23 protein-coding genes are annotated in these 22,316 nt (G+C 58.8%); 15 read left to right on the top strand and 8 right to left on the bottom strand.

Annotated elements, in window-relative coordinates; all coding sequences use genetic code 11:
* Positions 1–161 precede the first annotated feature (161 nt).
* The 3 genes from ahpF to U6037_RS13145 all read right to left on the bottom strand — a co-directional run bounded on the left by ahpF (position 162) and on the right by U6037_RS13145 (position 3,488).
* Positions 162–1,724, bottom strand: a complete 1,563-nt coding sequence (gene ahpF / locus U6037_RS13155; protein WP_322847056.1) for an alkyl hydroperoxide reductase subunit F — start codon at positions 1,722–1,724, stop codon at positions 162–164.
* A gap of 124 nt (positions 1,725–1,848) precedes the next feature.
* The gene (ahpC, locus tag U6037_RS13150) at positions 1,849–2,412 is read right to left on the bottom strand and encodes an alkyl hydroperoxide reductase subunit C (protein ID WP_007912224.1); all 564 of its coding nucleotides are present in this window, start codon (positions 2,410–2,412) and stop codon (positions 1,849–1,851) included.
* 137 nt (positions 2,413–2,549) lie between these two features.
* A complete protein-coding gene (locus tag U6037_RS13145) occupies positions 2,550–3,488 on the bottom strand; it encodes a site-specific integrase (protein ID WP_150707106.1) in 939 nt (312 codons plus the stop codon).
* Between the two features lie 178 nt (positions 3,489–3,666).
* Here U6037_RS13145 and U6037_RS13140 point away from each other — a divergent pair, with 178 nt between their 5' ends.
* On the top strand, positions 3,667–4,683 hold the full coding sequence (locus tag U6037_RS13140; RefSeq protein WP_322847055.1) for a DNA-binding protein: 1,017 nt from the start codon (positions 3,667–3,669) through the stop codon (positions 4,681–4,683).
* Here U6037_RS13140 and gorA read toward each other — a convergent pair.
* On the bottom strand, positions 4,680–6,038 hold the full coding sequence (gorA, locus tag U6037_RS13135) for a glutathione-disulfide reductase (RefSeq protein WP_322847054.1): 1,359 nt from the start codon (positions 6,036–6,038) through the stop codon (positions 4,680–4,682). The two genes, U6037_RS13140 and gorA, sit on opposite strands and share 4 nt — an antisense overlap.
* Positions 6,039–6,167: 129 nt before the next feature.
* Positions 6,168–7,007: a UTP--glucose-1-phosphate uridylyltransferase GalU gene (gene galU, locus U6037_RS13130; RefSeq protein ID WP_007912230.1), complete on the bottom strand. Its 840-nt coding sequence runs from the start codon at positions 7,005–7,007 to the stop codon at positions 6,168–6,170.
* A gap of 258 nt (positions 7,008–7,265) precedes the next feature.
* Between galU and U6037_RS13125 the strand changes: the two genes are divergently transcribed.
* Both U6037_RS13125 and U6037_RS13120 read left to right on the top strand, forming a co-directional pair.
* Positions 7,266–7,451 (top strand): hypothetical protein, encoded by a 186-nt coding sequence (locus U6037_RS13125; protein WP_007912238.1) that lies wholly within the window; start codon positions 7,266–7,268, stop codon positions 7,449–7,451.
* Between the two features lie 142 nt (positions 7,452–7,593).
* Positions 7,594–7,875 (top strand): hypothetical protein, encoded by a 282-nt coding sequence (locus U6037_RS13120; RefSeq protein ID WP_242207173.1) that lies wholly within the window; start codon positions 7,594–7,596, stop codon positions 7,873–7,875.
* Positions 7,876–7,878: 3 nt separating this feature from the next.
* On the opposite strand, the gene U6037_RS13115 is transcribed toward U6037_RS13120, so the two are convergent.
* On the bottom strand, positions 7,879–8,109 hold the full coding sequence (locus tag U6037_RS13115; protein WP_064390226.1) for a hypothetical protein: 231 nt from the start codon (positions 8,107–8,109) through the stop codon (positions 7,879–7,881).
* A gap of 71 nt (positions 8,110–8,180) precedes the next feature.
* Entirely contained in the window at positions 8,181–8,537 is a 357-nt protein-coding gene (locus U6037_RS13110; RefSeq protein WP_322847053.1) for a hypothetical protein, read from the bottom strand.
* A gap of 211 nt (positions 8,538–8,748) precedes the next feature.
* On the opposite strand from U6037_RS13110, the gene U6037_RS13105 reads away from it, so the two are divergent.
* From U6037_RS13105 to ada, 5 genes are all read left to right on the top strand, one after another.
* Positions 8,749–9,051 (top strand): DUF1883 domain-containing protein, encoded by a 303-nt coding sequence (locus U6037_RS13105; RefSeq protein WP_016984992.1) that lies wholly within the window; start codon positions 8,749–8,751, stop codon positions 9,049–9,051.
* 28 nt (positions 9,052–9,079) lie between these two features.
* Positions 9,080–9,253 carry a hypothetical protein gene (locus U6037_RS13100; protein ID WP_322847052.1) on the top strand — a complete coding sequence of 58 codons (174 nt, stop codon included), beginning with the start codon at positions 9,080–9,082 and terminating at the stop codon, positions 9,251–9,253.
* Positions 9,254–9,345: 92 nt separating this feature from the next.
* The gene (locus U6037_RS13095; protein ID WP_322847051.1) at positions 9,346–10,056 is read left to right on the top strand and encodes a 2OG-Fe(II) oxygenase; all 711 of its coding nucleotides are present in this window, start codon (positions 9,346–9,348) and stop codon (positions 10,054–10,056) included.
* A 5-nt stretch (positions 10,057–10,061) separates the two neighbouring features.
* Positions 10,062–10,727, top strand: a complete 666-nt coding sequence (gene alkB, locus U6037_RS13090) for a DNA oxidative demethylase AlkB (protein WP_322847320.1) — start codon at positions 10,062–10,064, stop codon at positions 10,725–10,727.
* An 86-nt stretch (positions 10,728–10,813) separates the two neighbouring features.
* The gene (ada, locus tag U6037_RS13085; RefSeq protein ID WP_322847050.1) at positions 10,814–11,881 is read left to right on the top strand and encodes a bifunctional DNA-binding transcriptional regulator/O6-methylguanine-DNA methyltransferase Ada; all 1,068 of its coding nucleotides are present in this window, start codon (positions 10,814–10,816) and stop codon (positions 11,879–11,881) included.
* 27 nt (positions 11,882–11,908) lie between these two features.
* On the opposite strand, the gene U6037_RS13080 is transcribed toward ada, so the two are convergent.
* Positions 11,909–12,892, bottom strand: a complete 984-nt coding sequence (locus U6037_RS13080; RefSeq protein WP_322847049.1) for an MDR family oxidoreductase — start codon at positions 12,890–12,892, stop codon at positions 11,909–11,911.
* A gap of 186 nt (positions 12,893–13,078) precedes the next feature.
* On the opposite strand from U6037_RS13080, the gene U6037_RS13075 reads away from it, so the two are divergent.
* From U6037_RS13075 to U6037_RS13045, 7 genes are all read left to right on the top strand, one after another.
* On the top strand, positions 13,079–15,508 hold the full coding sequence (locus U6037_RS13075; protein WP_322847048.1) for an autotransporter: 2,430 nt from the start codon (positions 13,079–13,081) through the stop codon (positions 15,506–15,508).
* A gap of 98 nt (positions 15,509–15,606) precedes the next feature.
* Positions 15,607–16,671 carry a nitronate monooxygenase gene (locus U6037_RS13070; protein ID WP_322847047.1) on the top strand — a complete coding sequence of 355 codons (1,065 nt, stop codon included), beginning with the start codon at positions 15,607–15,609 and terminating at the stop codon, positions 16,669–16,671.
* Between the two features lie 170 nt (positions 16,672–16,841).
* The gene (gene modA / locus U6037_RS13065; RefSeq protein WP_322847046.1) at positions 16,842–17,609 is read left to right on the top strand and encodes a molybdate ABC transporter substrate-binding protein; all 768 of its coding nucleotides are present in this window, start codon (positions 16,842–16,844) and stop codon (positions 17,607–17,609) included.
* Positions 17,610–18,290 carry a molybdate ABC transporter permease subunit gene (gene modB / locus U6037_RS13060; protein ID WP_322847045.1) on the top strand — a complete coding sequence of 227 codons (681 nt, stop codon included), beginning with the start codon at positions 17,610–17,612 and terminating at the stop codon, positions 18,288–18,290.
* A 3-nt stretch (positions 18,291–18,293) separates the two neighbouring features.
* Complete coding sequence (modC, locus tag U6037_RS13055; protein ID WP_322847044.1) at positions 18,294–19,373, top strand: molybdenum ABC transporter ATP-binding protein; 1,080 nt, start codon at positions 18,294–18,296, stop codon at positions 19,371–19,373.
* Positions 19,374–19,445: 72 nt separating this feature from the next.
* Positions 19,446–20,483, top strand: a complete 1,038-nt coding sequence (locus U6037_RS13050) for a DNA topoisomerase IB (RefSeq protein ID WP_322847043.1) — start codon at positions 19,446–19,448, stop codon at positions 20,481–20,483.
* A gap of 143 nt (positions 20,484–20,626) precedes the next feature.
* Positions 20,627–22,264 carry an ATP-binding cassette domain-containing protein gene (locus U6037_RS13045; RefSeq protein WP_322847042.1) on the top strand — a complete coding sequence of 546 codons (1,638 nt, stop codon included), beginning with the start codon at positions 20,627–20,629 and terminating at the stop codon, positions 22,262–22,264.
* Positions 22,265–22,316: the final 52 nt, after the last annotated feature.

The raw sequence follows: 22,316 nt of genomic DNA, 5'->3' as shown, positions 1-22,316 counted from the left end.
TTGAATCCATAATCGACTGGCGCTTTCAGGTCGATGGAAAACGCCAGACACCTCGGTCGGCTCCCTCTCCTTCGGGAGAGGGCTGGGGTGAGGGGCCGCTTTTGACGCACAATAAAAAAACCCGTGATCGCTCACGGGTTTTTTCATTTCTGGCCGGACGTTCAAGCCGGCGCCGACGTGCGGATCAAGTGATCAAATGCACTCAACGAAGCCTTTGCGCCCTCACCCACCGCAATCACGATCTGCTTGTACGGCACAGTGGTCACGTCGCCCGCAGCGAAGATACCCGGGATCGATGTTTCACCACGGTTATCGACAATGATCTCGCCACGCGGCGACAGCTCGATGGTGCCCTTCAGCCAGTCAGTGTTCGGCAGCAAACCGATCTGCACGAAAATCCCTTCCAGCTCGACAGTGCGCAGCTCATCAGTGTTGCGATCCTTGTAACGCAGGCCATTGACCTTCTCGCCATTGCCGGTGACTTCCGTGGTTTGCGCACTGGTGATCACGGTGACGTTCGGCAGGCTGTGCAGCTTGCGTTGCAGTACGGCGTCAGCGCGTAGTTGTACGTCGAACTCCAACAGCGTCACGTGCGACACAATACCGGCCAGATCGATGGCCGCTTCAACGCCGGAGTTACCGCCGCCGATGACCGCGACACGCTTGCCTTTGAACAGCGGACCATCGCAGTGCGGGCAGTACGCCACGCCTTTGTTGCGGTATTCCTGCTCACCCGGCACGTTCATCTCGCGCCAGCGCGCGCCAGTCGCCAGAATCACGCTTTTGGCTTTCAGGGTCGCGCCGCTGGCGAAACGGACTTCATGCAGTTGGCCATTCTTGCCCGGGATCAGTTTGTCAGCACGTTGCAGGTTCATGATGTCGACGTCGTACTGTTTGACGTGTTCTTCCAGCGCCGTGGCCAGTTTCGGGCCTTCGGTTTCCTGCACGGAAATGAAGTTCTCGATGGCCATGGTGTCGAGCACCTGACCGCCAAAACGTTCAGCGGCGACGCCAGTGCGAATGCCTTTACGTGCAGCGTAAATCGCTGCCGACGCACCGGCCGGGCCACCGCCGACAACCAGCACATCAAAGGCGTCCTTGGCGCTGATTTTCTCGGCCTGACGTTCGATGGCGCCGGTGTCGAGTTTGGCGAGAATCTCCTCCAGACCCATGCGGCCCTGACCGAAGTTTTCACCATTGAGGTAGATGCTCGGCACGGCCATGATCTTGCGATCGTTGACTTCGTCCTGGAACAACGCACCGTCGATAGCGACGTGGCGGATATTCGGGTTAAGCACTGCCATCAGGTTCAGCGCCTGGACCACGTCCGGGCAGTTCTGGCAGGACAGCGAGAAGTACGTCTCGAAGCTGAACTCGCCTTTCAGCGCGCGGATCTGCTCGATCACTTCAACACTGGCTTTTGATGGGTGGCCGCCGACTTGCAGCAAGGCCAGTACCAGCGAAGTGAATTCGTGACCCATCGGGATGCCGGCGAAACGCAGACTGATGTCGGCGCCCGGGCGGTTGATCGAGAACGATGGCTTGCGAGCATCGTCACCGCTGTCGATCAAGGTAATTTGGCTCGAAAGACTGGCAACATCTTTCAGCAGTTCCAGCATTTCACGGGATTTCGCACCGTCGTCGAGGGAAGCAACGATCTCGATCGGCTGGGTGACCCGTTCCAGGTACGATTTCAACTGGGCTTTAAGATTGGCGTCCAACATACGGGCGATTTCCTTTATTTGAGGCAAAAAAAAGCCCGAGCGAATCTCGCCCGGGCATTTTTATTGGGCGGTGCAGCGTACTTAAGAAGGTGCGGCGTACCGCCCTGAGTTGCGTGTCACAGACTTAGATCTTGCCGACCAGGTCCAGGGACGGCGCCAGAGTGGCCTCGCCTTCTTTCCACTTGGCTGGGCAAACTTCGCCTGGGTGAGCAGCAACGTACTGAGCAGCCTTGATCTTGCGCAGCAGCTCGGAAGCGTCACGGCCAACGCCGCCATCGTTCAGTTCAACGATTTTGATCTGGCCTTCAGGGTTGATCACGAAGGTGCCACGGTCAGCCAGGCCAACTTCTTCGATCAGCACGTCGAAGTTGCGGGAGATGGCGTGGGTCGGGTCGCCGATCATGGTGTATTCGATTTTGCCGATGGCTGGCGAAGTGTTGTGCCAGGCAGCGTGGGCAAAGTGTGTGTCGGTGGAAACGCTGTAGATCTCTACGCCGAGTTTCTGGAAGGCAGCGTAGTTGTCAGCCAGGTCTTCCAGCTCGGTTGGGCAAACGAAGGTGAAGTCGGCTGGGTAGAAGAACACGACCGACCACTTGCCTTTCAGGTCAGCGTCCGAGACTTGAACGAAGTCGCCGTTTTTGAACGCGGTAGCTTTGAACGGTTTTACTTGGCTGTTGATGATAGGCATTGATGACTCTCCGTCAGTGGTTGTGAATTCGATGGGTGAATCCTACCCACTCACTCGACGGATGGCTCATTGGCAAACCTGATGCTGCTGATTTGTTTTCGCTATTAGCCGACTGTATTAATAGAAGAAAACGATATCTACGACGAAGCCGGGTTATCCGTAATCCGAGCCATCCCCTGGAATGGGCTGGCTTCAACATAGCGCATTGCGGACTTCATATCCTTCCAGCCGACGTAACTCATCAGGGATTTCAGATCCCAGCCGCTTTGATGGGCCCAGGTTGCGAAGCCTCGACGCAGGGAATGGCTGGTGTAGTTTTCGGCAGCAATGCCGGCGCGCTGCAAAGCCTGGCGCAGCAGCGGGATGATGCTGTTGGCGTGCAGCCCCTCCTCGTTCAGATTGCCCCAGCGGTCGATGCTGCGGAAAACCGGGCCACGCACCAGCGCCGCTTCGGTGATCCAGTCGATATAGGCCTGCACCGGACAGAGCTTGAGCAGCGCCGGGGCTTGATAGGTCTGCCCGAGGTTTTCCCGATCGCCCTTGCTGCGCGGCAAATACAAGGTGATGCCTTTGCCTGCGTGTGCCTGCACGTGTTCGATCTGCAAACGACACAATTCATCGCTGCGAAAGCCGCGCCAGAACCCCAGCAGAATCAATGCGCGATCACGGTAAGCCTTGAGGAGTAACGGGCGGTCCTGCTGTTCTCTCGCGGTTTGTACTTCATGCTCAAGCCAATCGATGACGCGCTGCAGATCCTGTAATTGCAACGGCTCGGCCTGTTTCTCCTGCGCCGGGTGCAACGCACGTATGCCTTTGAAGACTTTGCGCACCACCGGCGCCTTGGTCGGATCGGCAAACCCTTGGCTGTTGTGCCATTGCGCCAGCGCCGACAGACGCAGCTTCAACGTATTGATCGACAGCTCTTCGGCGTGCGCCACCAGATACCGCGCGACGCTATCGGCTGTGGCCGGCAAGAACCCGCCCCACTTCACTTCGAAATGCTCGATGGCCGCGCGATAGCTGCGGCGGGTGTTATCGCGGGTGGCGGCTTGCAGATAGCGATCCAGATCGCTCATTGGGCTGTTTTCTCGCTGGTGTACTGATACAAGGATGGGGATGAGCATTTTGCCGTCTGACACTGGGTAATACCAGTATATCCCGTGTCTTTATTATCAAAGATTTATCTTTATTTTTGAGGTGGTACACTACGTACTTTAGTGGCATGTACCACAGTACGTAACCGTAGGAGTTCACATGGCCCGTGGCGGCATTACCAAAGCCCTGGTGCAGATCGCGCGCACCGCGATCCTCGCTCGTGGCGAACACCCGAGCATCGATGCTGTACGCATTGAAATGGGCAACACCGGCTCGAAAACCACGATCCATCGTTACCTGAAAGAACTGGATGACGGCGCGCAGCCGATTGAGGCTTCGGCAGAGCCGATCGATGATGAGTTGTCCGCCCTTGTCTCGCGCCTCGCGCAACGCCTCAAAGAGCAGGCGCAAGAGCCCATCGAGCAGGCCCGCGAGCAGTTTGAAGAGCAGCGCGAAGCACTGGAGTCGGAGCTGAAACAAACGCGCCAGGCACTGGAAAAGCTCGAACAGGAGCACGACATTCAAGGCGCAGCGCTGGAGCGCGAGTCCGAAGCCCTGAACAACACCCGTTCAATGCTGCAGACCGAACAAACGCGTAACGCCGGCCTGAATCAGGCATTGGCCGACTTTGAATTGCGCTTGCAGGACAAAGACGAGCAGATCCGCTCACTGGAAGAAAAACACCTGCACGCCCGTGACGCACTGGAGCACTACCGCAACGCCAGCAAAGAGCAGCGCGAGCAGGAACAGAGCCGTCACGAAGCACAAGTGCAGCAGATTCAGGCGGAATTGCGTCAGGCGCAGCAAAGCGCACTGGTTCGTCAGGACGAGATTACGCAACTGCACCGCGACAACGAGCGCCTGCTTACCGAGAACCGTGGCACCCAACGCGAACTGAGCCTGATGCAGGATCAACTCAAACAAAGCAATCAGCGTCAGGATCAACTGCTCGAACAAGCGACCCGCGTCGACAGTGAGCGCACCCTCCTCCAGGAACGTTTGCGCGTTGCCACACTGGAAAGCCAGACACTCAAACAGAGCATTGAGGAGCAGACGCTACTCAACCAGTCACTGGAAAAAGAATTGAACAAGGCTCAAGCAAGCCTGGAAGAAAGCCAGCGTCTGGCGACTACCGTTGCGGCAGCGCCAGACTCGGCCAAACCGAAGGACGCTTAAGCGCCGACCGGCGTACGCATGGTGACGAATTCTTCGGCGGCCGTCGGGTGCACCCCGATCGTGTCGTCGAAGTCACGCTTGGTTGCGCCAGCCTTCAACGCAATCGCCAGACCCTGAACGATCTCGCCAGCGTCCGGACCGACCATGTGGCAGCCGAGGACTTTGTCGGTCTTGGCGTCGACCACCAGCTTCATCAGGGTCTTTTCCTGGCACTCGGTCAGGGTCAGCTTCATCGGGCGGAAACGGCTTTCGAAGATCACCACATCGTGGCCGGCCTCGCGCGCTTCCTCTTCGGTCAAACCGACCGTGCCGATGTTCGGCAAACTGAATACCGCCGTCGGGATCATCTTGTAATCCACCGGACGGTATTGCTCAGGCTTGAACAAACGCCGCGCCACTGCCATGCCTTCGGCCAGCGCCACCGGCGTCAGTTGCACCCGGCCGATAACATCGCCCAGCGCCAGAATTGAAGGCTCGCTGGTCTGATATTGCTCGTCGACTTTAATGAAACCCTTGTCGGTGAGCTGCACATCGGTGTTTTCCAGGCCCAGATTATCGAGCATCGGACGCCGGCCCGTGGCGTAGAACACGCAATCCGCTTCCAGCACACGGCCATCCTTGAGGGTAGCTTTCAAGCTGCCGTCAGCCTGCTTGTCGATACGCGCGATGTCGGCGTTGAATTGCAGATCCAGACCACGCTTGGTCAGCTCTTCCTGCAAATGCTTGCGCACCGAACCGTCAAAACCGCGCAGGAACAGATCGCCGCGATACAGCAGCGTGGTGTTCGCACCGAGGCCGTGGAAAATTCCGGCGAATTCGACCGCGATGTAACCGCCGCCAACCACCAGCACACGCTTTGGCAGCTCTTTCAGGAAGAACGCTTCATTGGAACCGATCGCGTGCTCGCGCCCCGGAATTTCCGGAATCTGCGGCCAGCCACCGGTAGCGATCAGAATGTTCTTCGCTGTAAAACGCTCGCCATTCACTTCGACTTCATGCGGGCCAACGATCTTCGCGTGCGCTTCATGCAAGGTCACGCCGCTGTTGACCAGCAGATTGCGATAAATGCCGTTGAGGCGATTGATCTCGCGATCCTTGTTGGCGATCAGGGTCGCCCAGTCGAAATTTGCCTCACCCAGGCTCCAGCCAAAACCGGACGCCTGCTCGAAGTCTTCGGCGAAATGCGCGCCGTACACCAGCAGTTTTTTCGGCACGCAGCCGACATTGACGCAGGTCCCGCCCAGATAACGGCTCTCCGCCACCGCCACTTTCGCACCGAAACCGGCCGCAAAACGCGCAGCGCGCACACCGCCGGAACCGGCACCAATCACATAAAGGTCAAAATCGTAGGCCATTTCTATCTCCTCGGCAGGGGATCAGCATACCTGCAGCCACCCATTGGGCAAGCGCTGCCAATCATATGGGGGGCGTAAAATGAAAAAACCCGCCGAAGCGGGTTTTTCTTACAAACCAATCAAGCGCTCTTAGTAAGCCTTGCCAGTCTTGTAGAAGTTCTCGAAGCAGAAGTTGGTCGCTTCGATGTAGCCTTCAGCGCCACCGCAGTCGAAACGCTTGCCTTTGAACTTGTAGGCCATGACGCAGCCGTTCTGGGCTTGTTTCATGAGGGCGTCGGTGATCTGGATTTCGCCGCCCTTGCCTGGCTCGGTTTGTTCGATCAGGTCGAAGATGTCCGGGGTCAGAATATAACGACCGATGATCGCCAGGTTCGACGGCGCGTCTTCCGGCTTTGGCTTCTCGACCATGCTGTGCACGCGGTAGATGTCGTCGCGGATCATCTCGCCGGCGATCACGCCGTACTTGCTGGTTTCCTGCGGATCGACTTCCTGAATAGCGATGATCGAGCAGCGGAACTGCTTGTACAGTTTGACCATCTGGGTCAGTACGCCGTCGCCTTCGAGGTTGACGCACAGGTCGTCCGCCAGCACCACGGCGAACGGTTCGTCACCGATCAGCGGGCGACCGGTCAGGATCGCGTGGCCCAGACCTTTCATTTCGGTCTGACGGGTGTAAGAGAACGAGCACTCGTCGAGCAGTTTGCGGATGCCGACCAGGTATTTCTCTTTGTCGGTGCCTTTGATCTGGTTTTCCAGCTCGTAGCTGATGTCGAAGTGGTCTTCCAGAGCACGCTTGCCACGACCGGTGACGATGGAGATTTCCGTCAGGCCAGCATCCAGAGCTTCTTCAACGCCGTACTGGATCAGTGGCTTGTTTACCACCGGCAGCATTTCTTTAGGCATGGCTTTAGTCGCTGGCAGGAAGCGAGTACCGTAACCGGCTGCTGGGAACAAGCATTTCTTGATCATATAAGTCCTTGAAAGGGCTGTGTGTACGAGTTTCGGCGCAGTCTAATCAGGCGGCGTGCACCTTACAATGCCCCGCACTGGCTAACCGATGCCAACATAGAGAAATATTCTCGCCGATAGTTCCATCGACATCCTGGCGCAACCAGATCAGCGTAGCTCAAAGCGGTCGACAAACCGGATCACCATACGCTGATCATCCCCCAATGCGAGCATTTGCCGGTATCATGGCGCCTTTGAACCAGCGAACGAGACAGATAGATGGCCGCGGTAAAAATCATCAATGGGTATGTGATCGACAAGAAAGACGGCAAGTGGACGCTGACCACCACCAATGGCGAACACATCGCCGGGCCTTTCGACAGCGAACAAATGGCGACCGATGTAGCTTCCGTGTTCACGGACACGCCGGCATCGGCGAAACGCCGTGGCAAAGATCAAGACTGATCAGCTGCGATACGCCCGAGCCCTGCCCTTGAGCAGGGCTTTTTTGTGCCCACTTACAAACAAGTGGCCAAACGCTATAACCTTTTCCCATCGGCGCTGTCACAGCGTCTAGTCCCCCTCGCTGAAGACCATGAACATGACCATGAAAAAATTGCTGCCACTGATTGCGGTATTGGCACTGGCCGGCTGTGCCACGTCTCAGCCTACTTACCTGAAAAACGGCGAACAGGGCCTGGCCATCGATTGCTCCGGCGAAGCCAACTCCTGGGCGAGCTGCTATGAAAAAGCTGATGCGTCCTGCGCAGGCACCGGTTATCGCATCGTTGGCACAGACGGCACGCCTCAGCCCAAAGAAAGCGACAAAACCCTTGGCGTCGATGTCGGCAACTACAAGAATCGCAGCGTAGTCGTCGTCTGCAAGTAAACCTTACATGTGAATTTCGGCGAATTTGATACCGAGTCCGCGCACGACTTCGATCAGATCGTCGAGGCGACCGAACGACTCGACTTCATCGTTATCGTCCACCAGGAAATAACTGCGTCCGGCGCTCTTCTTGAAAAACACGATCCACTCCCCCGGATTCGCCGGGTTCTGGATGACATGGGTGGCAGAGATAAGGCCCTCTGCATGGCGCTCCCGTACTTGCTCTCGCTTCATCGCGACTCCAGAAATAAAAATGCCGTCACAGCATCGCTGCGACGGCATTGGTGCTGATGACGATCAGTCTATCAGCCGGAAATACACGCATTGGCGGCGCGTTGCACATCACGCGGACGAACCGGCACATTCGACATGCGCTCATGCAGCTTGATGCTGCTGCCACCCGAGCGATCTTCGATATCAAACACTGCCGCCGCGCCGGTGGAAAGTTTCCCTGGCACGATCACCCGAACCCCATCCTTGTGCGGCTGCATTTGCAGCGCGCCACGGCTGTCTGCCAGCTTTTCGGCCAGACATTGGGCATATTCATGGGGTTTCTTGCCGGAGATTACGCTCATGGTCGGCAGCGTTTCATTGATTTCGGAAACACTCGCGCAACCACTCACAGCCAGAACCAACGGCAGACACACCACACCCCACTTCATACAAAACCTCCGTTAAAGACCGTCCGACAGCACAAATGCCGTTTTTCTCCGGTGTCTTCTGCATTTAACCCGCATCCGATTGCGAATATCTGTTCAAAATTGTCAAACCAACGCCCGACGGCCAGATAATAACCCGTGCGGGCTGATAAACTGCGCCCAATCGACAAGCTATCGTTTTGATTTTGTAGAAAAAGCCCTTCTGGAGGCGCCCATGAAATTCATTCACCAGCGCGAACACCTCAACGAAGACGACATCGTCGTCATTCAATGCTCGCAAATGTGCAACATCCGTCTGATGAACGACGCCAACTTCCGCAGCTTCAAGAATGGCGGCCGTCACACCTATCACGGCGGCGCCTTCGACACCTTTCCGGCCCGTATCACCGCGCCAAGCACCGGTTTCTGGAACATCACCATCGACACCGTCAACCGCCGTCCGATCAGCGTGACGCGCAAGCCGACGCTGACTCACTCGATCAAGATCATCCGTCGCTCCAGCACCAAACTCAGCTGAGACACGCCGTTCAACCAGGAAGGAATGCATGACCGTGGCCCAAACGACCAAATACGTCATCAAGTACAAACTCAACGGTGAACGCCGCTTCGAGTTCGCGCAGCTGGTAAACGGCACTGAAGAAGAAGCCAAGGTTGAACTGGCCAAGCTTCATGGCCAGGAAGACGAGATCAGCGACATCGCCGTCAGCAAAGCGCTTTAAGCAACGAAGGAGTTTGACCGCAAGCGCCGGAGTGTTCTGCCGCAAGGCCCTGCCCAGACTGACGTTCTTCGACCATGAGTCTAGGAGTCAGTATGTCGATGTCACCTTCCCGGCTGGATTCGCTCGACTGGGCAAGCCTTGAGCGGCAACTGGATCAGGACGGCTGCGCGATCATCCGTTCGCTGCTGCAAGCCGAAACCTGTGATCACTTGAGTGCGCTGTATCCGCAGACCGAACCGTTTCGTTCGCAGGTCATCATGGCCCGCCACGGTTTCGGTCGCGGCGAGTACAAGTACTTTCGCTACCCTCTTCCGACACCGGTCGAACGCCTGCGCGGCGCGCTGTATCCACACCTCGTTGCATTGGCCAATCGCTGGTACGAACGCATGAACCTGCCCGAGCGCTTTGCGTCGGATCACGCCGAATTTCTTCAGCGCTGCCATGCCGCCGGTCAGACCCGCCCGACGCCTCTCCTATTGCAGTACGGCGCGCAGGACTACAACTGCCTGCACCAGGATCTGTACGGTGAATCGGTTTTTCCGCTGCAAGTGGCGATTCTTCTGTCAGAACCCGGGCAAGACTTCACGGGTGGAGAATTCGTTCTCACCGAGCAACGCCCGCGCATGCAGTCGCGGCCGCACGTACTGGATCTGAAGAAAGGAGATGCGCTGATCTTTGCCGTCAACCAGCGTCCGGTCAAAGGCGTGCGCGGTGATTATCGGGTGACCATGCGCCACGGCGTCAGTCGCCTGCACAGTGGAAAAAGGCATACCCTAGGCATCATCTTCCACGACGCCACATGACGACCATGCAACCGAACACTTTCGATCTGTTCGCCGGTCATGAACCCGAACAACGCCCCCACGCCGAGCAGATTGGCGAGCAATCCTGGGTGTTGCATGGTTTTGCCCTGCCGCTGGTCGAGCAGATTCTGCCAGCACTGGATGCGATTCTTGCCGCAGCGCCCTTGCGCCACATGGTCACGCCGGGTGGATTCAGCATGTCGGTGGGCACCAGCAGTTGCGGCGCACTGGGCTGGATCACTGATCGCCACGGTTATCGTTATTCGAGCGTCGATCCGCTCAGTGATTTGCCATGGCCGCCGCTGCCGGAAGTCTTCGCGGCACTGGCGCACTCAGCAGCGGCGCAAGCTGGATTCGCTGACTTCAACGCTGATTCCTGCCTTATCAATTGCTATATCCCCGGCGCCAAGATGTCATTGCATCAGGACAAAGACGAAAAGGCCTACAGCGCGCCGATCGTTTCGCTGTCACTCGGGTTGCCGGCCATGTTTCTCTTCGGCGGTTTCAATCGCAGCGACAAGAGCCAGCGCATTGCTTTGTTGCATGGCGACATGGTGGTCTGGGGCGGCGTTGATCGCTTGCGTTATCACGGCGTGCTGCCGATCAAGCAAGGCCGCCATCCACGTCTGGGTGAGCAACGGATCAATCTGACCTTTCGTGTGGCCGGATAACCTGCAAAAGTTTGACCGCAAGGCTCGGAGTGTTGCGCCTTGCGACGCTGGTTAACCTGAATCAAACAGGACAACGGATAACCACCATGAAAACGCTTTCGACCCCCTTCAAGACCGAAAACGATCCACGCTGGGCCGCCGTGGTTGCGCGAGACTCACGGGCGGACGGACAATTTGTCTACGCAGTGAAAACCACCGGCATCTACTGCCGCCCGAGCAGTCTCTCACGCTTGCCGAAACCGCAGAACGTCGAGTTTTTCGATACGGCTGAGCAGGCCGAGGCTGCCGGTTATCGGCCGAGCAAGCGTGCCAGCAAGGATCAGAGTGATGTCGCCGCGCAGCATGCCGCGACCGTCGCCATTGCCTGCCGTCTTATCGAATCCGCCGAGACCTTGCCGGCACTGAATGAACTGGCGCAGACCGCCGGCCTGAGTCCGTTTCATTTCCATCGTGTCTTCAAAGCCGCGACGGGATTGACGCCCAAAGGCTACGCAACGGCCCATCGCTCGCGCAAAGTCCGTGAGCGCTTGGCAGACGGCGATTCGGTGACGGAAGCGCTGTACGACGCGGGCTTCAATTCCAATAGCCGTTTCTATGAATCAGCGGATCACTTGCTGGGCATGAAACCTGGCGATTATCGTGCGGCCGGTAAGAACAACGACATTCGCTTCGCCGTTGGCCAGTGTTCGCTGGGAGCGATTCTGGTGGCGCAAAGCGAGCGTGGGGTGTGCGCGATTCTGTTGGGCGATGACCCGCATCAACTGGTGTGCGATCTGCAGGATCAGTTTCGCCAGGCCAACCTGATCGGCGCCGATGCCGGTTTCGAACAACTGATCGCCAAGGTGGTGGGATTTATCGAAGCTCCGGCGATTGGCCTGGATCTGCCGCTGGACGTTCGCGGCACGGCGTTCCAGGAACGTGTGTGGCAGGCGCTGCGGGAAATTCCGGCGGGCCACACCGCCAGTTACGCCGAAATCGCTCAGCGCATCGGCGCACCGACGTCCATGCGCGCAGTGGCTCAGGCGTGCGGCGCCAACCGCTTGGCAGTGGCGATTCCTTGCCACCGCGTGGTGCGCAGCGATGGCAATCTTTCGGGCTATCGCTGGGGCGTCGAGCGCAAGCGTCAGTTGCTGGAACGCGAGACGACGTCCTGAGAGGACGTCCCACCCCGTCGGCAGTTGTCAGCGATTGACATCAACGACAACCCGTCCGCGAAGTTGCCCGGCGAGCAACTTCGGCGCTGCATCAATGGCCTCACTCAGACCGATTTCATGGCTGATCAATGCCAGCAACGAGACATCCAGATCCCTGGCCAGACGATCCCACGCCTCCAGACGGCGAGCCTTGGGCTGGGTCACGCTGTTGATGCCGGCCAGGGTCACGCCACGCAAAATGAACGGGGCAACCGAAGCCGGGAAATCCATGCCCTGCGCCAGACCACACGCGGCGACGGTGCCTTCGGAGCGAGTGCTGGCGCAGGCATTGGCCAGGGTGTGACTGCCCACCGAATCGATCACCGCTGCCCAGCGCTCTTTGGCCAGTGGCTTGCCGGGCACTGACAAGGTCGCGCGGTCGATGATTTCACCGGCGCCCAGTTGCTTCAGGTACTCATGCTCGGAGACACGGCCAGTGGATGCGACGACGCGATAGCCGAGCTTGCTCAGCAAAGCGATGGCGAAACTGCCAACGCCACCATTGGCCCCAGTGACCAGAACCTCGCCCTGCTCTGGCGTCACGCCATTGCGCTCGAGTGCCAGAATGCACAGCATCGCCGTATAGCCGGCCGTGCCGATCGCCATGGCTTGCGCCGCCGTGAAGGCGTTGGGCAATGGGATCAGCCAGTCGCCATTGAGCCGTGCTTTCTGCGCCAGGCCACCCCAGTGATTTTCGCCGACGCCCCAGCCATTGAGCAGCACCTGATCACCCACCTTATAGTCGGGGTGCGAACTGGCTTCTACGCGGCCCGCAAGGTCGATCCCCGGCACCATCGGAAACTTGCGCACCACCGGACTGCTGCCGGTAATCGCCAGGCCATCCTTGAAATTCAGCGTGCTGTAAGCAACTCCGACGGTGACATCGCCTTCGGGCAATTGCTCTTCGTTGACCTGCTGCAGGTTGGCGCGATAACCGCTGTCGTCTTTGTCGATCACAATGGCGTTGAACATGACTGCCTCGCATGACTGTTTCGGAATGTCGTGCCCTGAAATAACACATCGCAACACGCTGCCACATTCGACTTTGCGCCAATCGGTGAATCGGCCGGGTATTTCCATGGCGGACGACTATGCTTTTTCGACGGCCGTTGTTTCGCCGTTATTCCTTCAGAAACCGGCCTGTCGATGGAGCTGACAATGTCTTACCCGCGCTCGTTCTTTGTGATGTTGATGCTGTGTCTGCTGGCACTCGGCAGTGCCTGGGCGGCATCGGCCACTGAGGCCCCGAGCGAGCCGACCTGGCCGCAAGTCATCAGCAGCGGCAAAGCGAAACTGACGGTGTATCAGCCGCAACTCGACAGCTGGGACGGTTACACGCTCAATGCTCGTGCGGCCGTTGAAGCCACCGGTGCCGACGGCAAATCCACCTACGGAATTGTGCAGTTCAGCGCACATACGCTGGTCGACAAGGCCACGCGCTGGGTCGCGCTGGATCAGTACAAGATCATCAAGGCCGATTTCCCGGCCGATGCCAGTCAAGCCGACACCTGGCTCGCGGCTTTGCAAAAAGACGCCGACAGCCGCAAGAAAACCATTTCGCTCGATCAGCTCGAAGCTGCGGTCGGTGTACTCTCTGCAGAACAGAAAGCCGACAGCGCGCCGCTGGAAAACACCCCGCCGACGATCATCAGTTCCGACGTTCCCGCCCTGCTCGTCTATATCGATGGCGACGCGGCGTACCGACCGGTGGAAGGCACGGCGCTGCAACGAGTGATCAACACTCGCCCTCTGTTATTGAAAGATGCACAGGGCAAACATTATCTGCATGTCTTCGATGGCTGGATGGTCGCCGACCAGATCAATGGCGCGTATACCCGTCTGGTCACACCGTTTGCCGAACTGGAGAAAGCCAAACAGGCCGCCATTCAGAGCCGGCAAGTGGATCTGCTGACTGGGCAAAGCGATCCGAAAGACAAGATTCCAAGCCTGGCCAAACCACCGCAACCGAAGATTTTCATCGCCACCACGCCCACGGAATTGTTGGTCACTGACGGCGCAGCGCAATGGACGCCAATTCAGGGCACCGGATTGCTGTATGTCAGCAACACTACCGGGCACATCTTCAAGGAAATCGGTGACCAGAACAGTTATGTGCTGATTTCCGGGCGCTGGTTTCGCGCCATTGACATGAATGGTCCGTGGACCTTTACCCCCGCAGACAAACTGCCGGCGGACTTCGCCAACATTCCCGACGACAGCCCGAAAGAGAACGTCAAGGCTTCGGTCGCCGGCACGCCGCAAGCCAAAGAGGCGGCCATTGCCGCGACCATTCCACAGACGTCGGCCATCAAGAAAAGCGCGGTAAAAATGACCGCACCACAGTTCGATGGCGAACCGCAACTCAAAGCCATCAATGCCACGCCGCTGCAATACGTGGTCAACAGCGCCACGCCCATCATCCGCGTCGACAACAATAGTTGGTACGCGGTGGAGAACGGTATCTGGTTCACTGCCACTACTGTAAACGGACCTTGGGTTGTCGCCAGTTCGGTGCCGGCGGTTATCTATTCGATCCCGCCGAGTTCGCCGATGCATTACCTCACCTACGTCAAAGTCTACGAGTCCAGCGGTGACACGGTAGTGGTCGGCTACACACCCGGGTATCAGGGTTCGAATCTGGATCCGGCGACGGGTGTCGTGGTGTATGGCACCGGTTATCCGTACACACCATGGGTGGGCAGCGTCTGGTATGGCCCGCCGGTGACTTACGGTTTCGGCGTCGCCATCCGCTATACACCGTGGACCGGCTGGACCTTCGGTTTCGGTTTTGGCTGGAGTTGGGGCGGCAGCACTGTAGCGATGGGTTGGGGCTGGGGCGCCTACCCGTGGTGGGGCAACTACGGCTGGGGTTACGCCTGGGGCCCGCACCTGTATCCGGCGCCTTTGGCCTGGGGTGGCGCCGCTTACGGTTATCGCGGCGGCGCAGTGGCCTGGGGTCCCGGTGGTTGGGCCGGAACCACCGGCAACATTTATCATCAGTGGGGCGACCGGGCTACAGTCAGCCGCTACGGCGCCGGGTACAACGCCTGGACCGGCAATCGCTGGGCCGGTCAGGTCGGCGCTTCCTACAACTCCCGCACCGGCGTCGCGGCTGCCGGTCAACGGGGCGCCGTGCATAACGTCTACACCGGCAATTATGCTGCTGGACGAAGTGGTGTGGCGGTCGGACCGAACGGTGGCGCAATTGCCGGCGAGCGGGTCACTGCCGGCAATGCGCGCAACGGCACGCAGGTCACCGCCAATCGTGGCGCCGTGTACAACCCCAACACTGGCAACACCACCCAATATGGCGGCATTCGCGGACGCAACGGCGGCGCTGCACACGTTGGCGACAACGTTTACGCAGGCCACGACGGCAACGTGTATAAAAAGACCGACAACGGCTGGCAGTCGATGGTTGGCGGCGGCGCGACCCGCAGCGCCCCCATCAACAACAATGCGCAATTGCAGAACCTCAACCGCGACTCTGCTGCGCGTAATTTCGGCAACCAGCGGACCAACAACTTTCACAACTCCTCGCAATTCATGAACCACTCGTTTGGCGGCGGTGGCTTTCATCGACGCTGAAAAACTGCACGGGTTGTTCTGAATTTCGAACTGGCTGCGGATCCGGTTTTGCTGTTAAAAAACCGGCTCTGCCTTCCACCGTTCGGAGAACAGCGTTCATGAGCCAATGGCCAGACACCCGCATTCTTGATCTGCTCGGCATTGAGCTGCCGATCATTCAGGGCCCGATGGCCGGTGCGACGAATTCGTCGATGGTCATCGCCGTGTGCAATGCCGGCGGCCTGGGTTCGATGCCGGCGGCGATGCTGAGCATCGAGCAATTGCGCGAAGAGCTGAAAACCATTCGCCAACACACCGACAAGCCCTTCAACGTGAACTTCTTCTGCCATCAGCCACCGGCGGCGAATGAGCAACGCGCACGTGAATGGAAGCAGCTGCTGGAACCGTATTACCGCGAACTGGGCGCCGATTTCGACGCACCTACACCGGTGTCCAACCGAGCGCCGTTCGATGCGGCAGCCTGCGCAGTGCTGGAAGAATTTCGGCCTGAGGTCGTGAGTTTTCACTTCGGTCTGCCAGAGCAATCCTTGCTCGATCGGGTCAAGGCGACCGGGGCAAAAATTCTCTCCTCGGCCACCACTGTCGATGAAGCGATCTGGCTGGAACAGCACGGCTGCGACGCAATTATCGTCATGGGCTACGAGGCTGGCGGCCATCGAGGCATGTTTCTCAGTGATGAACTGAGCAGTCAGGTGGGCACGTTTGCCCTGGTGCCCCAAGTGGTCGACGCGGTGAACGTACCGGTGATTGCCGCCGGCGCCATTGCCGATGCACGCGGCGTGGCGGCGGCGTTCACATTGGGAGCATCGGCGGTACAGGTCGGCACGGCCTATCTGTTCACGCCAGAAGCGAAAGTCAGCGCCGCTCACCACAAGGCATTGCGCACGGCCAAGGAAAGCGAAACGGCGATCACCAATATCTTCACCGGACGTCCGGCGCGGGGTATTCTCAACCGCGTCATGCGTGAGGTCGGCCCGATGTCGCCGAAGGCACCAGCATTTCCCTTGGCCGGCGGTGCGTTGATGCCGCTGCGAACGATCGACGAGGCCGGGTTTGCCAACCTCTGGGCCGGTCAGGCATTCCCCCTCGGCAAGGACTTGAACAGCGCAGAACTAACCCGGCAATTAGCCGAAGGTGCATTGGCAAAACTCACTCGTCAGTGACGCTGAACAGAGTGAGGATTCAAGCATCTTCACTCTTGGTTCAAGCAACACTTCCTGTTTGGCGGCATTTCGCTATATATTTCGCTATATAGCGAATTCACCCCTCGCATCGGCGCAGTCCACTTCCAACAATAGCTGCGCTCTGCACTCGCCAACCACGGAGCTGTTACATGACCATTCGTGCCTCACGTTTTGCCCCTACCTGCCTGGCCTCTTTACTCGCGGTCTTCGCCGTCGGCGCTGTTCAGGCCGATGAAGTGCAGGTGGCAGTTGCGGCCAACTTCACCGCACCGATCCAGGCCATTGCCGCCGATTTCGAAAAAGACACCGGGCACAAACTGGTCGCAGCGTACGGCGCCACTGGCCAGTTCTACACCCAGATCAAGAACGGCGCGCCGTTCGAAGTGTTCCTTTCCGCCGACGACACCACCCCGGAAAAGCTCGAAAAAGAAGGCGATACCGTCAAAGGTTCGCGCTTCACCTACGCCATCGGCACGCTGGCGCTGTGGTCAGCGAAAGAAGGTTATGTCGATGGGAAAGGCGAGGTTCTGAAAAAGAACGAGTACCAGCACCTGTCCATCGCCAACCCGAAAGCAGCGCCTTACGGCCTGGCCGCCACGCAAGTGCTGGAAAAACTCAAACTGACCGAGGCCACCAAAGCCAAGATCGTCGAAGGCCAGAACATCACTCAGGCTTACCAGTTCGTCTCGACCGGTAACGCGGAGCTGGGTTTTGTCGCTCTGTCACAGATTTACAAGGACGGCAAGGTCAGCAGCGGTTCGGCGTGGATCGTCCCTGCTGATATGCACGACCCGATCAAACAGGACGCCGTCATTCTGAACAAAGGCAAGGACAACGCCGCCGCCAAGGCACTGGTTGAATACCTCAAAGGCCCGAAAGCCGCTGCGGTGATCAAGTCCTACGGTTACCAGCTCTAAATGTCGCTGACGAGTGCCGATTTCGCGGCGATCTGGCTGACCCTCAAACTGGCGTCCCTGACCACTGCGATCCTGTTGGTTGTCGGCACTCCGATTGCCCTGTGGTTGTCGCACACCCGTTCGTGGCTGCGCGGCCCGATCGGAGCGATCGTCGCCCTGCCCCTCGTACTGCCACCGACCGTGATCGGTTTCTATCTGTTGCTGATGATGGGCCCGCACGGCTTTCTCGGCCAATTCACCCAATGGCTGGGCCTGGGCACCCTGACCTTCAGCTTCACCGGGCTGGTGATCGGTTCGGTGATCTATTCCATGCCTTTCGTGGTGCAACCGTTGCAAAACGCGTTCTCGGCGATCGGCACCCGTCCACTGGAAGTGGCCGCAACCTTGCGCGCCAATCCCTGGGACACTTTTTTCAGCGTGATTCTGCCGCTGGCCCGCCCCGGTTTTATCACCGCGGCGATCCTCGGCTTCGCGCATACCGTCGGTGAGTTCGGCGTGGTGCTGATGATCGGCGGCAACATTCCCGACAAGACTCGCGTGGTTTCCGTGCAAATCTACGACCACGTAGAAGCAATGGAATACGCGCAGGCCCACTGGTTGGCCGGGGCGATGCTGGTGTTCTCGTTTCTGGTATTGCTGGCGCTGTATTCCAGCCGCAAGACCCGTGCAGGCTGGAGCTGATCGATGATCGATGTACGTCTGAACAGGGTCTATTCGGGCTTCAGTCTCGATGTCGATCTGAACCTGCCGGGCCGTGGCGTGACCGCGCTTTATGGGCACTCGGGCTCCGGCAAAACCACCTGCCTGCGCTGCATCGCCGGACTTGAGCGCGCCGAACAAGGTTTCGTTCAGATCAACGACGAAGTCTGGCAGGACAGCGAAAAAGGCATTTTCGTCCCGCCACACAAACGTGCGCTCGGCTATGTGTTTCAGGAGGCCAGCCTGTTCCCGCATTTGTCGGTGCTGGCCAATCTGCAATTCGGCCTCAAGCGCATTGCCAAATCCCAGCGCCGGGTCGATATGGCACAGGCCACCGAACTCTTGGGCATCGGTCATTTGCTCGAACGCCATCCGCAACATTTGTCGGGCGGTGAACGCCAGCGTGTCGGGATCGCCCGAGCGTTGCTGACCAGCCCGAAACTGTTGCTGATGGACGAACCGCTGGCGGCCCTCGACAGCCAGCGCAAAAGTGAAATCCTGCCTTACCTGCAACGCCTGCATGACGAACTGGACATTCCCGTGCTGTACGTCAGCCATGCTCAGGACGAAGTCGCCCGGCTGGCCGATCACCTGGTGTTGCTCAGCGAAGGCAAAGCGCTGGCCAGCGGCCCGATCGGCGAAACCCTCGCGCGCCTGGACCTGCCGATGGCCATGGGCGATGACGCCGGCGTGATCATTGAAGGCCAGGTCAGCGCTTACGACGCCGACTATCAACTGCTGAGCCTGCAACTGCCGGCCACCGAGATGAGTATCCGCGTCACCCACGCGCCGATGGCGCTGGGTCAGGCCCTGCGCTGCAAAGTGCACGCGCGCGATATCAGCCTGACCCTGCAGAACAGTGAATTCAGCAGCATTCTCAATCGACTGCCAGTCACGGTGGTCAGTGAGCAATCGGCCGACAACGCCGCCCACGTGCTGATTCGTCTCGATGCGGGCGGCACCCCGCTGCTCGCGCGCATCACCCGCTATTCCAGAGATCAATTGGGCGTGCACCCGGGCCAGCGATTGTGGGCGCAGATCAAAGCGGTCGCGGTCCTCGCCTGAATCATTCGGCACGACGGCAACGGCGTGCGGTCAATCGTCTTACAGACCGCCGCACCACCGAAGGAAACCGCCATGCCCGACACCGAGCTGATTACCGAGCTGCCCTCCGATCTGCATTACGTTGATGACACCCAGCCCGGTATCACCCGCAAGAAACGGCGCGGCAAGTTCAGCTATTTCAAACCGTCTGGCGAGCGCATCAGCGACCCAGATGAAATCAAACGCATCAATGCTCTCGCCGTGCCGCCGGCTTATACCGATGTGTGGATCTGCGCCGACCCGTGCGGCCACTTGCAAGCCACCGGCCGTGATGCCCGTGGCCGCAAGCAATATCGCTATCACCCGCGCTGGCGCGAAGTGCGCGATGCCGACAAGTATTCACGCCTGCGCGAGTTCGGTCTGGCGCTGCCAAAGTTGCGCAAACAACTGGAGGCGTTGCTGGCCGCGCCCGGCTTCAGTCGCGACAAGGTCATGGCCACGGTAATCACCCTGCTCGACGCCACACTGATTCGCGTCGGCAACACGCAATACGCCCGCGACAATCGCTCCTATGGCCTGACCACCCTGCGCAGTCGACATGTCGAGGTCAACGGCAGCGCAATCCTGTTCCAGTTTCGCGGAAAGAGCGGCATCGAACATCAGATCACCGTCAAAGACCGGCGCCTGGCGCGCATCATCAAGCGTTGTCTGGAAATTCCCGGGCAGAACCTGTTCCAGTATCTGGATGAAAACGGCGAGCGCCACACCGTCAGCTCTTCCGACGTCAACAGTTACCTGCAAACCCTCACCGGCGCTGACTTCACCGCCAAGGACTATCGCACCTGGGCCGGCAGCGCTCTGGCGTTGGCGGTGTTGCGCGAGTTGCAATGGGAGTCCGAGACCGAAGCCAAGCGGCACGTGGTCGAGATGGTCAAAGGCGTCGCCAGGCAGCTGGGCAACACGCCGGCGGTTTGCCGAAAGTGCTACATCCACCCTGCTGTGGTGGAAAAATTCATGCTCGGCGCGCTTGCCGAACTGCCGCGTCCGCGTGTGCGCAAGGGCTTGCGGGCCGAGGAAGTCGCATTGGCAATGTTTCTTGAGCGAATGAGCGAAATGACCGACGCACCTTGATCCGCTGCGCAGCGTCATCTAGGCTAGCGACCTTCCCCTCCTCCGGACGACCGCAGAAGTGAACAACTCAACCTTCTAAAAATGCAATCGCGACACGCCGCTCTCGGCGCTTGTCAGTTTTCACGACATTTTTGGAGGTGCCGATGACTCACGTCTCGCGTACAGCCGCACTCGTTTCCCTGAATCAACTGGGTTTTCAGTTCGCCAATGGCGTCACGCTATTCGAAGCCCTGAACCTGAATTTCGATGGTCAACCGACCGCTATCGTCGGGCGCAATGGCGTCGGCAAAAGTGTGCTCGCACGCTTGATTGCCGGGCAGTTGCAGCCTGATTTCGGCAGCGTGGCACGTTCAGCGTCCGCGCACTATGTCGCGCAAACCTTCGTCACCACACCTGGACAAACCGTAGCTGACGCGACAGGAACAGCCACGGTGATCCGCGCACTGGAACGACTGAAACTCGGTGGTGCCACAGCCGAAGATTTCGATCTCATCGGTGAACGCTGGGATCTGGCAGAACGATTGCGTCAAATGCTTGATGAGGCCGCGCTGACCGATATCACCGCGACGGATCTGACCGAAAATCTCAGCGGTGGCCAGCAAGCCAGGATTGCCTTGATCGGTGCGCTGCTGAGTCAGGCGCAATTACTGGTGCTCGACGAGCCGACCAATCACCTCGACACTGCCGGTCGACAGTGGCTGATGAGCTCGCTCGATCGCTGGCGTGGCGGACTGATCGTCGTCAGTCATGACCGGCAAATGCTGGAGCAGATGCAGCGAATCGTCGAACTTACGCCGCTGGGGGCTACAGTTTTCAGCGGCAGGTTTTCGGAGTTCACCGAGCAACGTCGAGTACATCAACAAGCAGCGCAGGCGCAACTCGATCAGGCCCGCACCGAACGTCAGCGCGAACGTACGCGACTGCAACGCGAGCACGACGCCATTCAGCGTCACGCGGCCGGCAGCCGTCGCAACGCACAATCCGCTAACGTCTCTGGCTTCGAACGGGCTGCGCTGAAAGCGGCCGCGCGAGACATCATGGGCCACGTAAAGGTCGGCCATCAGGCACGCAAATCCGATCTGGATGAGCGCGTGCGTGAGGCGTACGAAAACGTATTGCCGGACGACGGCGTACTGATCAATCTGCCGGGCAGTGCGGTTCCAAACAATCGTCGAGTGTGCACACTGATCGACGCGTGCCTGCCATGGTTGCCGGCAGATGCGCCCACCACCCGGCTTGACCTCACCATTCAGGGACCGCTGCGCATCGCAGTCAGCGGTCACAACGGTTGTGGCAAATCAACGCTGCTGAAATTGCTGGCGGGTGAATGGACGCCAGTCAGTGGCGAATGCATCACGCATGTGGCTTTTGCCTTTCTCGATCAACAGCTGAAACTGCTGGATGACCGCACTTCTATTGTCGATCAATTGCAGGCACAGCAAACGCCCCTGAGCGAAGGCACCTTGCGCAGTTACCTCGCGCAATTACAACTGGACGCACAACGCGCCACGCGGCCATGCGGCTCGCTCAGTGGTGGCGAACGCTTGAAAGCTGCCCTCGCGTTGGCGCTGTGGCGCCAGACACCCGCACAATTGCTGCTGCTGGATGAGCCCACCAATCATCTTGATCTGGCTTGCGTGGAGGCTTTCGAGAAAGCCTTGCAGACATTTCCCGGAGCGATTGTCGCGGTTTCCCACGATCAGGGGTTTTTGCGGGCATTGAACCCAAGCCATCATTTGATCTGGCACCGCGAAGGCTGGCGCTGGCAACCGACGAGCTGAGCTGTGTATTTTTTGCACGATTGCCGGGGGCTTCTATAGTTGATCTGACACG

Origin of the sequence: Pseudomonas sp. B33.4, assembly GCF_034555375.1 — a bacterium.
Classification (GTDB): domain Bacteria; phylum Pseudomonadota; class Gammaproteobacteria; order Pseudomonadales; family Pseudomonadaceae; genus Aquipseudomonas.
The sequence above is the reverse complement of the archived record's forward strand: the minus strand, read 5'-3'. Positions and strand labels throughout refer to the sequence as shown.

Bases quoted from the DNA above. Each gene is read 5' to 3' on its own strand.
- ahpF (WP_322847056.1), bottom strand. From the start codon at position 1,724: ATGTTGGACGCCAATCTTAAAGCCCAGTTGAAATCGTACCTGGAACGG.
- ahpC (WP_007912224.1), bottom strand. From the start codon at position 2,412: ATGCCTATCATCAACAGCCAAGTAAAACCGTTCAAAGCTACCGCGTTC.
- U6037_RS13145 (WP_150707106.1), bottom strand. From the start codon at position 3,488: ATGAGCGATCTGGATCGCTATCTGCAAGCCGCCACCCGCGATAACACC.
- U6037_RS13140 (WP_322847055.1), top strand. From the start codon at position 3,667: ATGGCCCGTGGCGGCATTACCAAAGCCCTGGTGCAGATCGCGCGCACC.
- gorA (WP_322847054.1), bottom strand. From the start codon at position 6,038: ATGGCCTACGATTTTGACCTTTATGTGATTGGTGCCGGTTCCGGCGGT.
- galU (WP_007912230.1), bottom strand. From the start codon at position 7,007: ATGATCAAGAAATGCTTGTTCCCAGCAGCCGGTTACGGTACTCGCTTC.
- U6037_RS13125 (WP_007912238.1), top strand. From the start codon at position 7,266: ATGGCCGCGGTAAAAATCATCAATGGGTATGTGATCGACAAGAAAGAC.
- U6037_RS13120 (WP_242207173.1), top strand. From the start codon at position 7,594: ATGAAAAAATTGCTGCCACTGATTGCGGTATTGGCACTGGCCGGCTGT.
- U6037_RS13115 (WP_064390226.1), bottom strand. From the start codon at position 8,109: ATGAAGCGAGAGCAAGTACGGGAGCGCCATGCAGAGGGCCTTATCTCT.
- U6037_RS13110 (WP_322847053.1), bottom strand. From the start codon at position 8,537: ATGAAGTGGGGTGTGGTGTGTCTGCCGTTGGTTCTGGCTGTGAGTGGT.
- U6037_RS13105 (WP_016984992.1), top strand. From the start codon at position 8,749: ATGAAATTCATTCACCAGCGCGAACACCTCAACGAAGACGACATCGTC.
- U6037_RS13100 (WP_322847052.1), top strand. From the start codon at position 9,080: ATGACCGTGGCCCAAACGACCAAATACGTCATCAAGTACAAACTCAAC.
- U6037_RS13095 (WP_322847051.1), top strand. From the start codon at position 9,346: ATGTCGATGTCACCTTCCCGGCTGGATTCGCTCGACTGGGCAAGCCTT.
- alkB (WP_322847320.1), top strand. From the start codon at position 10,062: ATGCAACCGAACACTTTCGATCTGTTCGCCGGTCATGAACCCGAACAA.
- ada (WP_322847050.1), top strand. From the start codon at position 10,814: ATGAAAACGCTTTCGACCCCCTTCAAGACCGAAAACGATCCACGCTGG.
- U6037_RS13080 (WP_322847049.1), bottom strand. From the start codon at position 12,892: ATGTTCAACGCCATTGTGATCGACAAAGACGACAGCGGTTATCGCGCC.
- U6037_RS13075 (WP_322847048.1), top strand. From the start codon at position 13,079: ATGTCTTACCCGCGCTCGTTCTTTGTGATGTTGATGCTGTGTCTGCTG.
- U6037_RS13070 (WP_322847047.1), top strand. From the start codon at position 15,607: ATGAGCCAATGGCCAGACACCCGCATTCTTGATCTGCTCGGCATTGAG.
- modA (WP_322847046.1), top strand. From the start codon at position 16,842: ATGACCATTCGTGCCTCACGTTTTGCCCCTACCTGCCTGGCCTCTTTA.
- modB (WP_322847045.1), top strand. From the start codon at position 17,610: ATGTCGCTGACGAGTGCCGATTTCGCGGCGATCTGGCTGACCCTCAAA.
- modC (WP_322847044.1), top strand. From the start codon at position 18,294: ATGATCGATGTACGTCTGAACAGGGTCTATTCGGGCTTCAGTCTCGAT.
- U6037_RS13050 (WP_322847043.1), top strand. From the start codon at position 19,446: ATGCCCGACACCGAGCTGATTACCGAGCTGCCCTCCGATCTGCATTAC.
- U6037_RS13045 (WP_322847042.1), top strand. From the start codon at position 20,627: ATGACTCACGTCTCGCGTACAGCCGCACTCGTTTCCCTGAATCAACTG.